17 protein-coding genes and 1 tRNA gene are annotated in these 16,381 nt (G+C 57.0%); 11 read left to right on the top strand and 7 right to left on the bottom strand.

Features of this window, described 5'->3' with window-relative positions; genetic code table 11:
* Window positions 1-149 precede the first annotated feature (149 nt).
* Entirely contained in the window at window positions 150-749 is a 600-nt protein-coding gene (locus G518_RS0131130) for a DUF4274 domain-containing protein (protein WP_169458032.1), read from the top strand.
* 81 nt (window positions 750-830) lie between these two features.
* On the top strand, window positions 831-1,709 hold the full coding sequence (locus G518_RS0131125; RefSeq protein WP_156909614.1) for a hypothetical protein: 879 nt from the start codon (window positions 831-833) through the stop codon (window positions 1,707-1,709).
* 96 nt (window positions 1,710-1,805) lie between these two features.
* Here G518_RS0131125 and G518_RS0131120 read toward each other — a convergent pair whose 3' ends face one another.
* From G518_RS0131120 to G518_RS0131110, 3 genes are all read right to left on the bottom strand, one after another.
* Window positions 1,806-2,984 (bottom strand): DUF7832 domain-containing protein, encoded by a 1,179-nt coding sequence (locus G518_RS0131120; RefSeq protein WP_028605807.1) that lies wholly within the window; start codon window positions 2,982-2,984, stop codon window positions 1,806-1,808.
* 3 nt (window positions 2,985-2,987) lie between these two features.
* A complete protein-coding gene (locus G518_RS0131115) occupies window positions 2,988-3,674 on the bottom strand; it encodes a hypothetical protein (protein ID WP_156909613.1) in 687 nt (228 codons plus the stop codon).
* A gap of 167 nt (window positions 3,675-3,841) precedes the next feature.
* A tRNA-Ser gene (locus tag G518_RS0131110) sits at window positions 3,842-3,934 on the bottom strand.
* A gap of 199 nt (window positions 3,935-4,133) precedes the next feature.
* Here G518_RS0131110 and G518_RS0131105 point away from each other — a divergent pair.
* The 4 genes from G518_RS0131105 (at window position 4,134) to G518_RS0131085 (ending at window position 7,190) form a co-directional block, all read left to right on the top strand.
* Entirely contained in the window at window positions 4,134-4,550 is a 417-nt protein-coding gene (locus G518_RS0131105) for an FKBP-type peptidyl-prolyl cis-trans isomerase (RefSeq protein WP_028605805.1), read from the top strand.
* A 795-nt stretch (window positions 4,551-5,345) separates the two neighbouring features.
* Window positions 5,346-6,065 (top strand): hypothetical protein, encoded by a 720-nt coding sequence (locus G518_RS0131095; protein ID WP_169458031.1) that lies wholly within the window; start codon window positions 5,346-5,348, stop codon window positions 6,063-6,065.
* A 273-nt stretch (window positions 6,066-6,338) separates the two neighbouring features.
* The gene (locus G518_RS0131090; protein WP_028605803.1) at window positions 6,339-6,611 is read left to right on the top strand and encodes a hypothetical protein; all 273 of its coding nucleotides are present in this window, start codon (window positions 6,339-6,341) and stop codon (window positions 6,609-6,611) included.
* Between the two features lie 18 nt (window positions 6,612-6,629).
* On the top strand, window positions 6,630-7,190 hold the full coding sequence (locus G518_RS0131085) for a hypothetical protein (RefSeq protein WP_028605802.1): 561 nt from the start codon (window positions 6,630-6,632) through the stop codon (window positions 7,188-7,190).
* 246 nt (window positions 7,191-7,436) lie between these two features.
* Here the strand turns inward: G518_RS0131085 and G518_RS0131080 are convergent, their stop codons facing one another.
* Both G518_RS0131080 and G518_RS0131075 read right to left on the bottom strand, forming a co-directional pair.
* Complete coding sequence (locus G518_RS0131080) at window positions 7,437-7,916, bottom strand: hypothetical protein (RefSeq protein WP_028605801.1); 480 nt, start codon at window positions 7,914-7,916, stop codon at window positions 7,437-7,439.
* A gap of 239 nt (window positions 7,917-8,155) precedes the next feature.
* Entirely contained in the window at window positions 8,156-9,016 is an 861-nt protein-coding gene (locus G518_RS0131075) for a LamG domain-containing protein (protein WP_028605800.1), read from the bottom strand.
* A gap of 299 nt (window positions 9,017-9,315) precedes the next feature.
* Here G518_RS0131075 and G518_RS0131070 point away from each other — a divergent pair, with 299 nt between their 5' ends.
* From G518_RS0131070 to G518_RS0131050, 5 genes are all read left to right on the top strand, one after another.
* On the top strand, window positions 9,316-10,164 hold the full coding sequence (locus G518_RS0131070) for a dienelactone hydrolase family protein (protein ID WP_028605799.1): 849 nt from the start codon (window positions 9,316-9,318) through the stop codon (window positions 10,162-10,164).
* Window positions 10,165-10,415: 251 nt separating this feature from the next.
* Window positions 10,416-11,930, top strand: coding sequence for a xylulokinase (locus tag G518_RS0131065; RefSeq protein ID WP_245598215.1), 1,515 nt, complete (start codon window positions 10,416-10,418; stop codon window positions 11,928-11,930).
* A 132-nt stretch (window positions 11,931-12,062) separates the two neighbouring features.
* Complete coding sequence (locus tag G518_RS0131060) at window positions 12,063-13,019, top strand: ABC transporter permease (protein WP_036596645.1); 957 nt, start codon at window positions 12,063-12,065, stop codon at window positions 13,017-13,019.
* Between the two features lie 43 nt (window positions 13,020-13,062).
* Window positions 13,063-14,010, top strand: coding sequence for a sugar ABC transporter substrate-binding protein (locus tag G518_RS0131055; RefSeq protein ID WP_036596643.1), 948 nt, complete (start codon window positions 13,063-13,065; stop codon window positions 14,008-14,010).
* 58 nt (window positions 14,011-14,068) lie between these two features.
* Window positions 14,069-14,833 (top strand): ATP-binding cassette domain-containing protein, encoded by a 765-nt coding sequence (locus G518_RS0131050; protein WP_028605795.1) that lies wholly within the window; start codon window positions 14,069-14,071, stop codon window positions 14,831-14,833.
* A 97-nt stretch (window positions 14,834-14,930) separates the two neighbouring features.
* On the opposite strand, the gene G518_RS0131045 is transcribed toward G518_RS0131050, so the two are convergent.
* Together G518_RS0131045 and G518_RS0131040 are read right to left on the bottom strand one after the other, a co-directional pair.
* Window positions 14,931-15,530, bottom strand: a complete 600-nt coding sequence (locus tag G518_RS0131045; RefSeq protein ID WP_028605794.1) for an amino acid synthesis family protein — start codon at window positions 15,528-15,530, stop codon at window positions 14,931-14,933.
* Between the two features lie 42 nt (window positions 15,531-15,572).
* A complete protein-coding gene (locus tag G518_RS0131040; RefSeq protein ID WP_036596640.1) occupies window positions 15,573-16,376 on the bottom strand; it encodes an alpha/beta fold hydrolase in 804 nt (267 codons plus the stop codon).
* Window positions 16,377-16,381: the final 5 nt, after the last annotated feature.

Here is a 16,381-nt window from a genome sequence, read left to right as displayed (position 1 = left end):
GAAGACCTGGGGGCCCTCTGCATAAATCGATAGGCAAGCTGCTAATGTGGATCGGGGCAGGCGGCTTGCTATGGAATGCAAGGCGAAAAGACCGGTTCAGAAGTCGGGAATTTTTGCGAAAATAGTAGCGCTCAATGATTGAGGCGCCTATGGAAAAAATATTGGATGGAGACCGGTCACGGCGTAAGCAACTCAGGAATCAGTACAGGGCGGAGGCAAACCAGCAGCGCGAAACAATGGCCCGGCTGAAGAGTGAGCGCGAAGAACATGCTTGGGATGTGCTGCGCCAGTATCTTGCCGAAGCCACCTCGTCGCAAAGGCATATCTATGCAGCTCAGTCTAATTACGATGGCAATAGACGCGCATTGGAATTTTTGGTCGCCGATCCGAAAACTGATCAGGCGACGGCAGTCCTGATATTTTGGATGCTGGGGGCGGATTATTTTCTTCGAGTGTCGGAAGAAGAAGTTCGCGACTTTCAGAGAGGTTCTAATGCCTTGATCTGGACAATCGAGCGGCGCGTGAGAGAGGGTTTCTATCAAGCGACAACGCTGAAATTCGATCCGTGGACCAGCTGTGTACCGCCCGGCGAATATGAAAGACTGGGTCCCGTGCAGCGAGCCGTTTCCGAACTCATGTATCAAGCTACCGATGGAGAAGCCGTCGTCTTTGACGATCTTGAGAGGTTCGATGAAGGGCTCCCAGAGGCAGTTATAGAGGCCATTCGTGAAATCGGAGCCAATGGCTAATCCTGCAAGCAAGGACAGATCAGATTGACGGAAGAAAATATCAACCTGCCTGACCTCGTTGGCCGCTGCATTGATGACCCATTGGTTCAGGAATTCATCCGGCGCTACAGTCTGATCGATTACGAAGAGACTGAGGAGGCCAGACGGTCTTGGGAAGCTCAATGCCCTGGCGAATTTTTTGAGGAAGCCCATACCCGGAACCTCGAATTGTTCGGCGGACCGATCAGCGTGTTCTACGTACTCGACCCTGTGAAATGGATCGTCGATCTTCACGCCAAGGTTCGACAGCGTGGCGGCCCGCTGTACGTGGCCCATATCATTGTGCGAGCGGGATATCCGGGGCCACTTCCTTATGGCTTGGAAATGGGCACAGATATAAGAGGCTTCAAGATCGGGCGATTGCTCGACAAGAGCAAGCTTACCTATGATGGCGCCATTTCGCATTCGCGATCATTTTTCCATGATGACCTCTCGGTTACGGTAGTTTTCGATGAGCCATCTAACCATCTCTCTTTTCTAAAAATTGAAGCTGTCGATCCCGCGGATATGGCCCGGCTACGCTTTTATGATGGGCTGGATGCCCAGAAGGCCAACCTCGTTCCGGTCTTGGACGCCAGCATTGAACAATGGCGAAGCGCTAGCCCTCTTCATCATTGGCGGCAACGCATGGCAGAGGGCGATAGTGCCTTCAGCGATGCGAATCTCCAACTGACAGCTGATGAGATCAATGCGTTGTTTGCGTCTGTTGGGCAGGCCGTGGAAAAGCGGTCTCCCAAGCAGATCATCAACGCCCTCAAAAAGACAGTCAAAAATCTGAACCGCCTCAACCGCCGAAACGGGCATTTCATCGAAACGACTGAGCGTGAGGAACTGGTGCCGTACCTTCAGATGATTTTGCGTGACACCGGCTTGCAGTTTGAGGATGGGTTCGACGTGACGTTGGAATGGCGGGACTGGTAGTCGCAAACCGGGCGAGACACGCTCGTGCTTGAAAGCGAAGGCCAGGAGCGTGCGCGGAACACTGAGATCAATCGTCTCCAGGTGGCTTAGCGGCAATTAGGATGATTGCGGCAATATCAGCCCACTTTGATAGGCCAGCTTTACATCGCTTTCGTGAGAATAGGACGAATAGTCCCAGACCTCACCTGCCGAGAGCTTCTCAAAAGTTTTGATGATGTTACGCCGCCATGGAGATGGGCGGCTGTTGACGTAGCCTGTAAAAAACCGTTGTGCCTGATCTCGCGTTCCAAAACACAACAGGAACGCTAGCGGAGTCACCTCTGGATCACAGATACCGGAGAAGCCACTGCCGTGCTCAGCCAGATGCTCCAGAGCCCGGGGGCGGTCAGCAAATAGGGCAAACAGTGGCAGCGCGCGCTCGTCGAGTAATCGGCATATTTCGCCAATGGAGGCATGCGCATTTAAGCCGGCAACCTGCCAGATGATGGGCCGGGAGTACTTGTCCGGTCGGCAGAGTTTGCCGCATAAGACCAAGCCATCGTCGCGTGGCAGGCTTATGGTTTCCGCGTGCCATTTTCTGAGTGTTTTGCTAGCGATGAAAAGGGCAACCGTTAGGCGCACATCGCTGCGGGAGTTGTATCGCTCAGGCTCGAAGCAAATCTCGAAGACAGTGTCTTTATCAGCCGCTGTCTTCTTCCATACAGTTCCAGCCTTGTTAGATTTGAAGCCATGTGGCGTGATGAATTTGCCGATCTCCTGGCAGGCGTGCAGGAATTGGGTTTTGGGATCAAGCTGCCGGTTGGCCGGGTCGGCTGACCAAGCCAGCCACTCGCTAAAACGCTGATCAAGCGTCGGTTTCAAGCGGTCGAAATTTTCCCACGTATTTTCGACATGGTAGGCACTTGGGTATTCGAAACCATTCGCCTCTGCATAACGGTCGAAGACGTCGCAATAATCCTCAATGAAACTGCCATGCTGTTTGGCGAATGCTGATTTCGCGTCGTAGTAATCGACCGAAAACGCATTACCCTGATCGTTAAGATCATCCTCCCAAAATTTGCCATCGCAAGCTGCTGTCAGAAACTGAAGGCCTGTGATTTCTCGGCCTTTCAGACGCCGAATTTCGTCCGCTGATTCCTCGCGATGGAAGTCGCTCACCAGGTTCTGGCTAATCATCCAGGCCAGGAACATCCCGATATGAATTCCGCCGTTCGTCTCCGGCACATCTTTGGGGAAATCTCCGCCAGAGTGCCAATCTATTCGATCGTATGCCATGAGTTACGACACAGCCTCCCATTCGCCCAAGAGCATACTCAAGGATGGTGCTGACTTTTGCGTGGGGCCGAGGACAAAAGGAGCGCCGAAGGCATCCATATCGGTAAGGGATTGGATATGCTGTCCAGTTCGCACGCAAGGTGAGGTCGGACTCCATGCGCGCCGCGTCCGAGCCTTGAGCACGGACGAAATTTCTGCACTGAGAGTCGAAAAAGCCGTGTCCATGGTGGATTCTGCATTCGGAACGTCACACGCCAGTGCAACTAGAACGCTATAGGCGAACTGGCAGTCTCCGCGTTTCAGCCCGCTATCGGCGCTGATCTCATTGACCACCGCCATGAAGCCGTCTGGTGGGCACTCTGCGCACTTACCTGGCCCTGGCGACCATGCCGAGAAGCTGTAAAAATCCCAATGGTCGGATTCGTCCACCGTATCAGGCGACCGGTGCGTCCATTTCCGATGGGCCTTCTCATTCCAACCGATGGGGCCAAACCGTACACGTGCCTGGTTGGGAGAGCCGGATTGCTGCGTGTCGGTTTGCGTCATCCGTAGCGATGTCCGCCCGCGCTCAGACGAAAGAAGCGGCGTCAGGCTCGGCACCAGACGTTTCCAGATCGAATAATCCCATAAGGCCGGAGCATCAGGGGACGCGAGGAGAACACGCACGTCATACAAACGAGTTGAATACAAACGGATCCAATCCTTTCTTGTCGCGCCATTCCCGACGTCTATCTCAGATGTCCCGATTTTCTCCACCGCCTGTGCGCCCCGGTGTCCTGGCTAATCAAGGCGGAAGGCGGGGGGCGGAAAGCGCAAGAAAAAAGCCTAAGTGATTAAAAATCACTTAGGCTTTATCTTGGCGGAGTGAGAGGGATTCGAACCCTCGATGAGGCTCTACACCCCATACTCCCTTAGCAGGGGAGCACCTTCGGCCACTCGGTCATCGCTCCGGAACTGAGGATTATGCCATTGTTTTTGGTCAACTCGAGGGCTGACCGCCATCAAATTTGCTGCTGGGGTTGGGAATCAATTCCAAGCGGACGACGGACTGGCAGCCATCGTGTACGAACAGCCGCCCTGGGGGGCGAGCTCCGGCCCGGTACGCAAACGAGTGCAGAATGTAGTTTTTATCTGAAAGTGGAAATTCCTATGAAAGCATTGACCGCCAGCGCCGTGTGCGCGGCTCTCGCCTTGGCTGCCGGCTTCGCGCAGGCGCAAAGCAAGCCCGTCACCACCAAGAGCGGCCTGGTGTATGAGAGCGTCAAGGAAGGCACCGGTGCCAATCCCAAGGCCAGCGACACCGTCAAGGTGCACTACAAAGGTACCTTCCCTGACAGCGGCAAGGAATTCGACAGCTCCTACAAGCGTGGTGAGCCGATTGAGTTTCCACTGCAAGGGGTAATTCTCTGCTGGACCGAGGGTGTGCAGATGATGAAGGTCGGCGGCAAAGCCAAACTGACCTGCCCGCCCGCGATTGCCTATGGCGCACGGGGCGCAGGCAGCACGATTCCGCCCAATGCGACCTTGAACTTCGAGGTGGAGCTGCTGGGTATCAGGGGGAAATAAGCGAGGATCCTGTTTGCCCTTCGTGCTATCTCGGCAGAATCAGCGCAACCCACAGAACAACCTGGGCCATCTCTTCAAGAAAGACTTCCTTGCGTGGTTTCTTGGGCAGTGGCTCCAGCGGTATCCGCGTTTGAGTCATCTCTCGATCCTCCACTATCCGGCCAGACTCAAGTAGCCGGGGTTACGAGGGTTTTGCAGAGTTTCCCAAAACAGCGTCCGTAGGCGTCAATCGACCAACCACGCCCGCGAATGCTGATGACGAAATAACCGTTGTCGTGAGGAGTGGCAGGGCCAATTCCCGGTCCTGGAACTGGTCGAATGTTGCTTCAAGGATGATATCTGCCGCTACTCCCTAAGGCCTCCCTCCCCACGGCAAGTGCTTATTCAGTATCTGGCTGTCACCGTTCAACTCATTGACTCAGAGATACAAGCGATGGTGCCGCAGGTCTGATCACGGTTCCAGTGGCGGGTCAAACGGTCCGCCCAAACCAACGGAAACAACGCTACGACGAGTAAGTTGGAGAGGAGAATCGATGTAACCTTACACTAGCAAAACGCCGCAACTCACAGAGGTTAGCAATGGCATCCATCACCGTGACCGGAGGGGACTACCTTCGCAATCCCACTGATGTGGAAGGGCAAGGCCCGTTCACATACAGATACCTAGCCGAAGGTGATTCGTGGATGGACAGAAGCACACCCGTGTCCGGCTCACTGCCTGAGTATCTGGCACGGGAGATGGGGCGGCGAGAGCGACCCACTCTCACTATCAATATTTCCCGCGCAGGACACACCTTGCGTCGCATCACCGACGTGATGCAAGGAGAATTCGCATGGTGGCTCCGGGAATTCGCCTACACCGGCATTCTCTTCAGTGCAGGCGGCAATGACTTCATCGATGCTGCGCTAGACCCAGGTCCGGGCCAAGGAGTTCTGCGAAACATGTCAGGCCTGCCGCTCCCAACCGATGGCTATGACTGTGTGAACCACCAGGCCGTTGCCGCACTAATTGATGAGTACCTGAACCCCAACTTCGACACGATTTATAAGGCAGTCCGCAGTAGTTCCCGCAACGCCTCAACACCTATTTTTCTGAATAGCTACGACACGCCGACGGCACGCAACGCGCCCGCCCTCCGGGGCATCTCCGGCCCGTGGTTGTATGCCGCTTACCAAAAAAACCACATACATGAGAGACTGTGGCCGTCGCTGACCGAAGGACTCTTCAAAGAGATACAACGGACGATCCAGGGCTGGTGCATTGGCCGCATCGGGGTCTATGCTGTACCAACCACCGGCATCCTGACTCCCGCAAAACCAGGAACCTCAGGCAGCCGGGAGGACTGGGCCAATGAAATTCACCCCAATAAGTCGGGCTGGAAAAAGCAATCCAGGATATGGGCCATTGAATTGGCCGCGTCGACAATTGGACCTCTCACGGAAATCCCATCTCGACCACCAAAAGATTTAGCAATCAATGAGTCACGACGCATGAAGTCGAAGTCAGCAGTTTGAAGTTGAATGTTTGATGTCTAACGCCGCTGCCGTGAAGTGTCTATTTCGCGATCAGAGAGCACGCCTCTTGCATGCGGAATCTGTGTCAAGAGTATCCGCAACACCCAACTTGTCTCGCTGGGTCTGCGGGGTACATGACGTCAGCCGGCAACGGCGAAATTCGTACAACTCAACAACGGCTGGAATACCGACTCCAATGCTCCGAAAACCTTCGCCGCAGAAGGCGGGTTCGCCACCCGCTGAGCGAGCACCTTAGGTCACATGAGGAACCCAATGCAGTCGCGCGGGCCCTATCCCAAGCGTGACAGCGCCGGCCACATTCGCCCCAAGGTCTTGGTGATTGGTAAAGAACGCACGTTCAAGATGCTCCCAGAAGAGAAAACCAGCTCTCGCCGTACACATCAATTGGCCATAGACAAGCTTTTGTCAAAAACGGTACAGGACGATCCATTGGCGCAGTTCGTTGACAGCTTTTACCGTAATGCAGGCTTATCCCCTAACACTGTGCTCAACTCAGGCGCGCTAAAGCACGCCGGTTGGCTATAACATTAAGCATCAGAAGCCATGTTCTTTGGAGTGAAAGAGGCCTTCGCGATAGAAACCATGTCAGAGCCTGCACTTCAGGCGCCGTCCGCTGTCTGGGGACGAATGCGGATCTGGTGCGAAGGAGAAAGAATCGGCGACTACGACGAGGGGTTCTGCGCACTGTATCCAAGCTACTGCGGATTCAAGCAACTCGCAAGTTCGCTTTCGCACTTGTGGTGCACTGAGTTAAACGGCTTGACCGACATTCAGTTGTGGAACCACTTGGATGGCCTGCTGTATGGCTATCACGGGGACGTAGAACTACAGGACGATCGAACTCTTGAGCAATGCGAAAGGGATGCGGAGAAGTGGGGCGGATACAACTTCTTGACGAATTGGGGCGAACAATTTGACATTGGAGGGAAGTCATTCATTGTGTGCAAACCGGGTGACGTCGTATGTGTCTTGAATCGCTCTTTCCAGCCCGGACGTGGCATTGCTGCCTGTGCCCCTTTAAAGGAAGTTCTTGCTACCATCAATCAGTACATTGCGTGGTTTGAAAGTGAATCTAGCCGCCTTGGGTTTGCCGTAAATGCCTAACGCATCCATCGAGCGGACCTACCACGGCAGTCCCACCGTTCATACCAAACGTTAGCTCTCATGTCTCACTGGCCCTTTCCGCCTCAACTTGTAGAACTCGAAGCGTTTTACGAGAGGGCTAGCGACAATCCCGCGTGCTTCGGTGGCGACGAGTGCCAGTTGCAAGAGGTTGGAGAAAATAGAACGCGGTGCACGGTGTTCCTACGGAAGGTAACAACATAGCAACCGCAGTCACAGCCTTGTTGACTATCGTGAGGGTTTCTCGTAGCCGGCGGCTATCCAGGCCTGTGCGCTGTCCACGGTCAGTTTAAAGGTGGGTGGAACGGGTACACAGGCCAGTTCGTCGCCGAATTCGTCCAGAGCGCGCAGTGTGGCAGTGGCGCCCTCCTCGTCCGGCACGATGCCCAAGGCCACCCGAATGCGCTGGCCTTCCACGGTGACGGTAACGTTCTTGTTCAACTGCGCGTGCAGATGCTGCTCGGAGCGGCGAATCACTTCCTTGGCAGTCTTCACCAAGGTGTCGAAAGCCGACTTATCCAGCGGTTTGGGGTTCTTCTTGTCGCGGCCCATGGTCCAGGGCCCTACTAATGCGGGTTCGGCCTCACCGTCCAGGTACATAGCCACGGCCCAGCCATCATCGTCATCGTTCTTGATGACACGGGCGGTCCAGTGCTCGTCGCTCCACAGGCGTGCTTCTTGAATAGGCTCTTGGGTATCAGATGTCATCTACCCAAGGGTACAGGCAAATGGGGTGGTTCAGTCGGATGTGATTCCGGTCATGGCCTTGGCATACGCTTTTCTGCAATGGCCACGAATTGGAGAATCAGATAGTCGCTGGGTGGGTGCGAATGTCCACTGAGGGCGCGATACCCCGTTCCGCGCTTGGTGTGCCGAGTGTGGACGGAGGCACCACGCAAGCGCTTGCCATGGCGGTCCAAGGGACGCCATGGCAAGCAAGATCAGCTTCAGCGACGGGAACGGACGGCGGCGGCACCGACTGCGAACAATGCCAGCGCCATAGCGAGTAACCAAACCGGCGCATTGACCGGCACCGCTACCGGCGCAACGACCGGCGCAGCGACTGGATCGGTGTATGCCAAACCAGACAGCAAGTCAGATGTCATGAACTCGCCTGCGGCAAAGGTGAATACGCGAACCTCGTCGACATTGCCCGCGAAGAACTCCCCGTTCGAAGTAGCTCCGACGCCGATTGAGAACGCGCCATCGGGCACAGCAGGTGGTCCCGCGTAGGTATGAACCGCTACTCCATTCTTGTAAAGTGTCGAGGTGCCACCACTCACGACCAAGGCAAGGTGAGTCCAGGTATTCAAATCGACACTGGGAGTGGCCGTCAGCTCCAATGTCTGACCGCCGTACAGAAAGCCCCAATAGGCACCATTGCGAAAAATTCCCCCACCGCTGGTGGAGGAATCGCCGTTGTAAACCACTTGGCTGCTGCCTGCAGTAGAACTTGCTCGAACCCAGGCCTCAATGCCAAAATTATCCGAGGCAGTCGTAAGCACGGATGGAGCGCGAAACCCATCGGTGCTGCCATTGAATTGCACGCTGAGCCGCGACGGACGAGGTTGCGGTGCCCCGGCGTTTGAGTACTGTGGGGCGCCGATCACGGGAAGAGTAGTCGCTCCAGTCGTGGGCTGTGTGCCAGACGCGACGACGGCATTGTTGGCCGCACCACTGTCCGCCTCACCCAGAGAGTAGTGTGCAATGACATTGATGGCCCCCCATGCTGGCAATAGCCCACACGAAAGCATGGCAACCAATGCCCAGCGCAACTGACGCACGCGAAATACGTTCACCCATCCCATGAAATTCCTCCTGTAATGCGCGTTGCTCAGCGGAGAACACGTTAATGGATAATACTTACATTTCAATACAAAGTACAGAAACTCAGACGACGGCAAGGGCAGAGTTGCAATGGCCTCACGCACTAACGGGCGATGGGTTCCAAATCAGGGATAGGGCTTCTCACGGCGTGGCCATCCGCCTGGCTAGCACTCGTGTCATCTCGCTGATTCGTCCGGCACTCCCCCTGATTGTGGGGTTGTACAACGTAGCGCCGCTAACAATAATGCCTGCATGTCAATGTACCCAGATAAGGCACTCTATGCGGCTGCACCCAAGATATGACCAAATAGCTGCACTGGTGACCCTGTGGCTCACCGCGGCCTTGATGCCGGCTCACGCGCAGGATCTGCGCGCGCAACTGGGAGCATCGATTGACCTGAAGCCAGTGACCTTCGCTGCTGAAGCAAAGGACTCCATTGGCATTTTCACTGACGTAGCCAACACGGTATTCAAACCGGCAGGCGAAGGGCCCTTTCCTGCCACAGTATTGATGCACACCTGCGGTGGATTGAAAGGCGCGCCCAACGTCCACATGAAGCGGCACGCGCAGTCGCTGCTGGCCGCAGGCCATGTGGTGCTCGTGGTGGATAGCTTCGGCCCACGAGGCTTTGACGACTGCCGCGCGCGGACTCCCACCTCATCGACCGGCATCGCAGACGCCTATGCGGCGCTGGCATTCTTGGCGTCGAAGCCTTTCGTGGACAAGGCGCGCATCTATCAGGTGGGCTACAGCTGGGGTGCCTTCATGTCAGCGCTGCTGGCCTCCCCGCAGAGCGCGCAACTCGTGGGCTCCGAAGCGCGCTTTGCCGCTACGGTGGCCAACTACGGGAGTTGCGCATACAAGAATTACACGTTGCTGCTGAAGGACATCGATCGCCCGGTACTGATGCTGCTGGCTGGGCGCGACACTGAGGTGCCACCCTCGCCCTGCTTCCCGCTTTTGGACGAGATGAAAGCCGCGGGTAAGCCGGTGCAATGGCACGTGTTCCCGAATGCTACTCACGGCTGGGACAAGCCCGGGCTCACTTCGCTCGGTTACACCTACGATCCGCAGATCACCCAGGACGCCACCGCGCGGCTGCTGGCCTTTTTGGCAGAGGCGCGCTGAGCGCGAGCTAGCTGTGCTTCATATATCCGGATGAGCGAATTTGTTGTTGCCATTGGCAGCAATGGGGTAGCACAGTGAGCTCGCGGTCGTTGACGTCTGCGTCCCACTCGTTCGCGCCATCAACGAAAATGGGTAACCCAGTCAGTTCCCCTGCCCCCAAACTGCTTCGACGCGACCCGTTTCATGATGCTGAGATCCCCCTGCTACCGCCCCGGACGTCAAGTTCTGCTTAACCTGCGGTTTGAAAAAGTATGAGCATGAAAGTGGTCCTGGCTTGCGATCTGGGCGGCACCAGTTTTCGTGCTGCGCTTATCGATGCGCAAGGCAACACACAAGCTGAAGCCATCATTGCGGGCTCCATTCCGGTAGACCCTCAGGGGCGCTCTGAGTTTGATGCTGACATCTGGTGGACCAACTTGATAGAGGCCGCTGACCGGCTCGCCAGTTCAGCGCCTGAGCTTTTTGACCGCATTGAAGGCATAGCCATTTGCGGCTTCACGCGGACCCAGGTGCTTCTCAACTCGGCAGGTCAGGCCATCCGACCGGCCATCACCTGGAAAGATACACGCGCGGGCGCCGTGGCCACCCGCCTTAAGGCGCAACTGGCCCATCACCCAGAAGCCGAACATATCAACGCATTTCACCCGCTCGCCCGCCTGGCGTGGATGGCTGAGGAGGAACGGCATCATTTTGAGGTGATCGATTGCGTGCTGGAACCCAAGGATTGGCTCAACTTCCGTTTAACGGGGCAGAGAGCGAGCGATCCGGTCTCAATGGCGCGCCTGTGCGCCTGTACAGAACCTTCCGGCGGGCCAAGCCCCTTCGAGGTGGTCGGGCTGAAGCCAACGCTTATCCCGGGCACCATGGACCCTTGCGCCCAGGTTGCCCAGGTTCAATCGGGTCTACCCGGTGCCCTTGGCCGCTTGCAAGACGTACCGGTGTTTTGCGCCTCCAATGACACTTGGGCGGCTGTGACAGGTCTGGGTGCCATGCGAGCCGGTTATGCGTACAACATCTCAGGAACGACCGAGGTGCTCGGCGTGGTCGGCCCCACGGCCGCCACCGCAGAGGGGCTCATGAGCGTCGATTGGTGCGGGCTTTGGCAACTCGGCGGCCCCAGCCAGAACGGCGCCGACACAGCCGCCTGGCTAATGAGCGTGCTGGGTGGTGCGGAACGTGGCTTTGAGGGCGTAGCCCAGGGCATTGACCACTTAACTACCCTGCCCCGGCATCCTCAACCAGTCTTGTTCTTACCCTATCTGCAAGGGGAGCGGGTGCCCTACTGGAACCCGGATCTGCGCGGCGCCTTCATCGGCCTGGAGCGACAACACACTGCCACCGATCTGGCCTATGCGGTGCTGGAAGGCGTGGCGTTTCTTAATCGGATCGTGTTGGAGCGGGCAGAAAGCGCCCTTGGTCAGCCTGTTAGTGAAATCCGCTTCGGCGGGGGAGCTTCCGCTAACCCCATTTGGGCCCAAATCAAAGCCGACATCTGCAACCGCCCGGTGGTGGTGGGCGAGGCCAAGGAGTCAGGTCTGCTGGGTGCGGCCATCATTGCCTGGACCGGGGCAGGACATTTTTCCTCGTTGGCTGAGGCGCAAGACCAACTTGCCACGGTGGCCACCCGGTATGAGCCGCGTTCCGCGCGCCGGGGGGCGTACGACGCGCTCTTTCAATTGTTCAAGCGCAGTGAGGCAGCTTTGGCGCCTATCTCCGCTGGTTTGGTGGCTTTGACACCCCAAACCAATTCCCTGCCTGGGCGCTAAACGGCCAATTCAGCAACAGTTATCATTGGCCGCTCTCTGGGCATCGACTAGATCTAGAACGCGCAACGTCGCGCTCCTCCAGGAATCGACATTCAGGTGCGTCTCTCCGCCTTCGCAAAAAATAAGTAACGCATGGGAAACCTCCAACGGCAAGAGTTGATTAGCCGCTACGGCACGGCTATGGCCGGTCTTTTGCTGATCCTCTTTTTTGCCATCTTTGCCCCCAATTTTGCGAGCAGTGGCAACCTCATCAATATTCTGAAAGACACCAGCACCCTGGCCATTCTTTCGATGGGGTTTGCGCTGGCACTCACGATTGCCGAACTTGACCTGTCCCTGGCCGAAGTCGCCAGCCTGGCTGCCGTGGTTTGCGGCTTGCTGATCCAACAGGAATACCACCCAGCCATGGCCGCACTTGCTGCGATTGGTGTGGGTACGGTGCTGGGGGTTTTCAACGGTTTTGGAGTCACCCGGCTGCACGTGCCCTCACTCATCATGACCCTGGGCACTGCGGCCATTGCCAAGGGCCTGAGTTTCATGATCACTGGAGGGGTGGCCTTTGTAGGTAGCTGGCCCGAAGCGTTTACCGGCCTGGCCCGTGGCCGCACGGGTGGTATTCCACATCTGATTCTCTGGCTCATCGTGGTCACAGCCTTTGCCTGGGGCTTGGTCAAATGGACGCGTACAGGTGCCCATATGGTCGCTACAGGAGAGGCTGAAGAGGCCGCGCGTCTATCAGGCATTCTCACCGCTCGCATGAAACGCATCGGTCTGTTGTTGTCGGGTGCACTGGCTGGTGTCACGGCCATGCTGCTGGCCGCGAACCTATCTTCAGCTGCCCCCAATATGGCCGGCGACTATTTTCTCTATGCAATTGCCGCCGTGCTGCTGGGCATGACCATGTTTGAGCCGGGCAAGCCCAATATCGCGGGCACCGTTTTTGCGGCGCTGGTGCTGAAGGTGCTGGGCAATGGCCTGGTGCTGCTGGGCGCGCCTTACTACATTCAAGACATCATGCTGGGCGCGATCATCATTGGTTCGGTAGCTTTCTCAGCCAGTGTGCTGAAAAAGGCTGCCTTCAAGGTCTAACGTCTTTTTCCGTCAAGCAAAAAATTACCCAAGGAGTCATGAGATGAAGAGTTTGAAGAAAGTGCTTTTGGCGCTGGCCGCCGCGGTCGCATTCATTCCTGCAGCGCAAGCTTTTGAAGTGGGCATCGTTGGCTTCCAGTTTGCTTCAGAAACTCATGCCCGCGCGGCCAACGCCGCCGCCCAGGCCGCAAAGGCCAAAGGCTGGGGCGTCACACTGCTCAATTCCGAAGGCGCTTTGCCCAAGCACGCTGAACAGTTTGATGCGTTGATCTCCAAAAAAGTCGACGCCATCATCGTGGCCATGGGCAAACCTGTGGAAGCCGATGCCCAGTTCAAGGCCGCCAAAACCGCGGGCATTCCGGTGATCACCATCATGTCGGGCACCAGCCCCTACACGCTCTTCGACATTCAGACCAACGAATACAAGATCGGTGCCGATGCCGCGCTGTACCTAATGGGCCTGATGAACTATAGAGGCGACATCCTGACCGCCCGCTTCGACCTCAACCTCGCCACCCGCATTCGCGGCAAGATCCTGGACGACGTGCTCTCCGAAAACAAGGCCGTGAAAGAGATTGGCAAGTTTTCGATGTCGCGTACCCAAAGTTGGCGCGACGATGTGCGCAACGGCATGCAAGCCCTGCTGCTGAAGAACCAAGGCAAGGTGCAAGGTATCTGGGCTTCTTTTGACGGCCAAGCCTACGTGATCGACGATCTGCTGAAAGCGCAAGGCGTCAAAAAAGGCCAGATTCCCCTGGTATCGGTAGACGGTGGTCCTGAAACCTATCGCCGTATTGCAGACCCCGCCTCGTCCCTGCTGGCCACTGTGTCCGTGCCTTTCGAGCAGATGGGCCAAAAAGCCGTGGATGCCATTGACACCATCGTGGTGAAGAAACAGCCCAAGACAGCCATCACCTCCGGGCCTTACCTGTTCCTGGAATCCGTGCTGGTCGACAAGAGCAACGTCCAACAGTTCCTGGGCAAGAAGTAATCACCTGAGAAGGTGTGAACGAATCCCTCATACCCACCTTCTGAACTGAAAAACACCCATGACCGCTCCCACTCCCCTACTCTCGCTGCGCGGTATCGGCAAGAGCTACGGCGCGGTCGTGGCCGTGCGCGACGTTGACCTCGACATTTATCCCGGAGAGGTGGTCGCGCTCTGCGGTGACAACGGTGCCGGAAAATCCAGCCTGATCAAGGTCATCTCTGGTGCCGAAGAAGCCACCTCAGGCTCCATGAGCTTGCGCGGGGAAACCGTCAGGTTCAGGTCTCCCCATGATGCGCTGGAAAAAGGCGTGGCCACGATCTACCAGGATCTCGCACTCGCCCCCCGCCTCTCCATCGCAGCCAATGTGTTCATGGGCTCAGAGCTGACCAAGCCCTTCGGCTTGCCTTTTCTGCGCGTGCTCGACAAGGCCAAGATGATCTCCGAATCACAGCGCTACTTGTCCGGATTGTCGGCAGGCGTGACTGACATGACGCGCCCGGTTGAACGATTTTCCGGCGGGCAACGCCAGGCAGTGGCTATTGCGCGCGCCCTGCGCTGGAACGCCGAAATCATCATCATGGATGAGCCCACAGCCGCACTAGGGGTCAAGGAAACAGCGCTGGTTTTGGACCTTATCCGCAAACTGAAAACAGATGGCCGTACTGTGCTGCTGATCAGCCACAACATGCGCGATGTAGTGGCCTTAGCCGACCGCGTGGTCATCATGGGTGCAGGCCGCAAGTTTGTCGACCGGCCGTTGGGCAATCTGACGGCGGATGATTTAACGCACCTCATAATGGTCGGGAACACTCAGGCGGCTTGACTCCGCAAGAGCACGAACTCTAGTGTCGTGAGTTGGAACAGGGCCCTGACGTACCGCGCAGGACCCTACCGCTGCCAATAGAAAGTGCAATCCGCTTTTACGCAGCTACCGCTGCACTTTCCGATCGCAGTTCTTCGTTATCGAGATGCCTATCCCCTATGCGCGGATGTGCGCGACCGCCCGTCGCGGCACCAATAGCGACGAGGATCTCGTCCTGGTGCGGTGCGTCAGGCACCGAGAACTCGAAGGTCACGAAGTGCGAGCGGGCCGAGGTCTCGTGCAGATGTTTCATCGGGATCTGAATCGAGGTATTGGGTCCGCCACGCTTATTGGTGAACGACAGGTAGCTCTCTGCCTTCATCGCGTTGCGGTACTGGTTTCCAAATCGCAGGTTGTGGATCACGGCAGAAGCGTGCTCGACCTCTCCATCCATGCCCACAGCTGCCGCTTTTCCGTATGACTCCACACGCGACACATCACCCACCTCACGCACCATATGCTCCGCCATCGTGCGACCGAGTTGCGCGCATCCATCGAGTTGCTCGGGGCGAAGATCCTCGACGAAACCACGGCCAGACCACGGATTCCGAATGATCGCAGCCACTGCGATCAACTCGATGGGCTTCGCGAGTGCGCGACCTCCTTCCACGAGCATGAGTTCCTTGAAGGTCACGATTTTGCGAACATGAAATGGCAATTGGGTTTCTCCTGTTGAATGATGAAGGTCGGTGGCCAGTGTTCAGCGCGGATGCCGGGCATGGAACTCGCGCAGCAATCCACCCACCAGGTGGGGTGCCTCGATAAGTACGCTGTGCCGCAACCCCGCAAGGATGTGGACCTCTGCGCCCCGAATCGACTCACCCATGCGTTTTGCCATCCGCGGGTTAGATCCCACGTCGTGTTCACCAGTCATCACCAGCGTGGGGATGTGAATCTCGTGCAAGCGATCGATGAGGTCGTTGTTCGCGAGTACTTCGTAGGCATCGGAGAAGCAACGCCCATCCATGTCCTTGGAACGCGCTATGCGCTCCTCAACCACCTCTGGATGCTGCCGGCGAAAGTCGTCCGAGAACCAGCGATCCACGGACCCCGACAAGTGCGCCAGTGGGCCAAGGTCTGCGAGGCTTTGCGAGCGCTGGCGTGCACGCTCGGCTTCTTCGGGAGTTCGACCAGCCACCGAGCTAACAATGGTCAGCGTGGCAAGGCGATCAGGCATTTGCAGCGCACAGGCTTGTGCAATCAGGCCACCAAGGGAGAAGCCGACCAGATCGAATTGATCCCAAGCACAATGATCGACGAGGCTCCTCAGGTCTTCGCAGAAACCCGTCAGGCTATAAGGACCGGGAGTGCGTTCCGATCTGCCGTGGCCGCGCAGATCGAAGGCCAGTCCCTCCGTACCCGCGCCCATCTCCGCCATCACACCATCCCAGCTCTCGAGGTAAGAGCCGACGCCGTGTACAAAGACCACTCGCCGGCCTTGGCCTTGAACACGTGCGCGCAATCCATTGACCGTGAATTCGCGACTCTTCAGCAACGTCGTCATGTCAA

The sequence above is a fragment of the Ottowia thiooxydans DSM 14619 genome, assembly GCF_000422885.1.
Lineage (GTDB): Bacteria > Pseudomonadota > Gammaproteobacteria > Burkholderiales > Burkholderiaceae_C > Ottowia > Ottowia thiooxydans.
The sequence above is the reverse complement of the archived record's forward strand: the minus strand, read 5'-3'. Positions and strand labels throughout refer to the sequence as shown.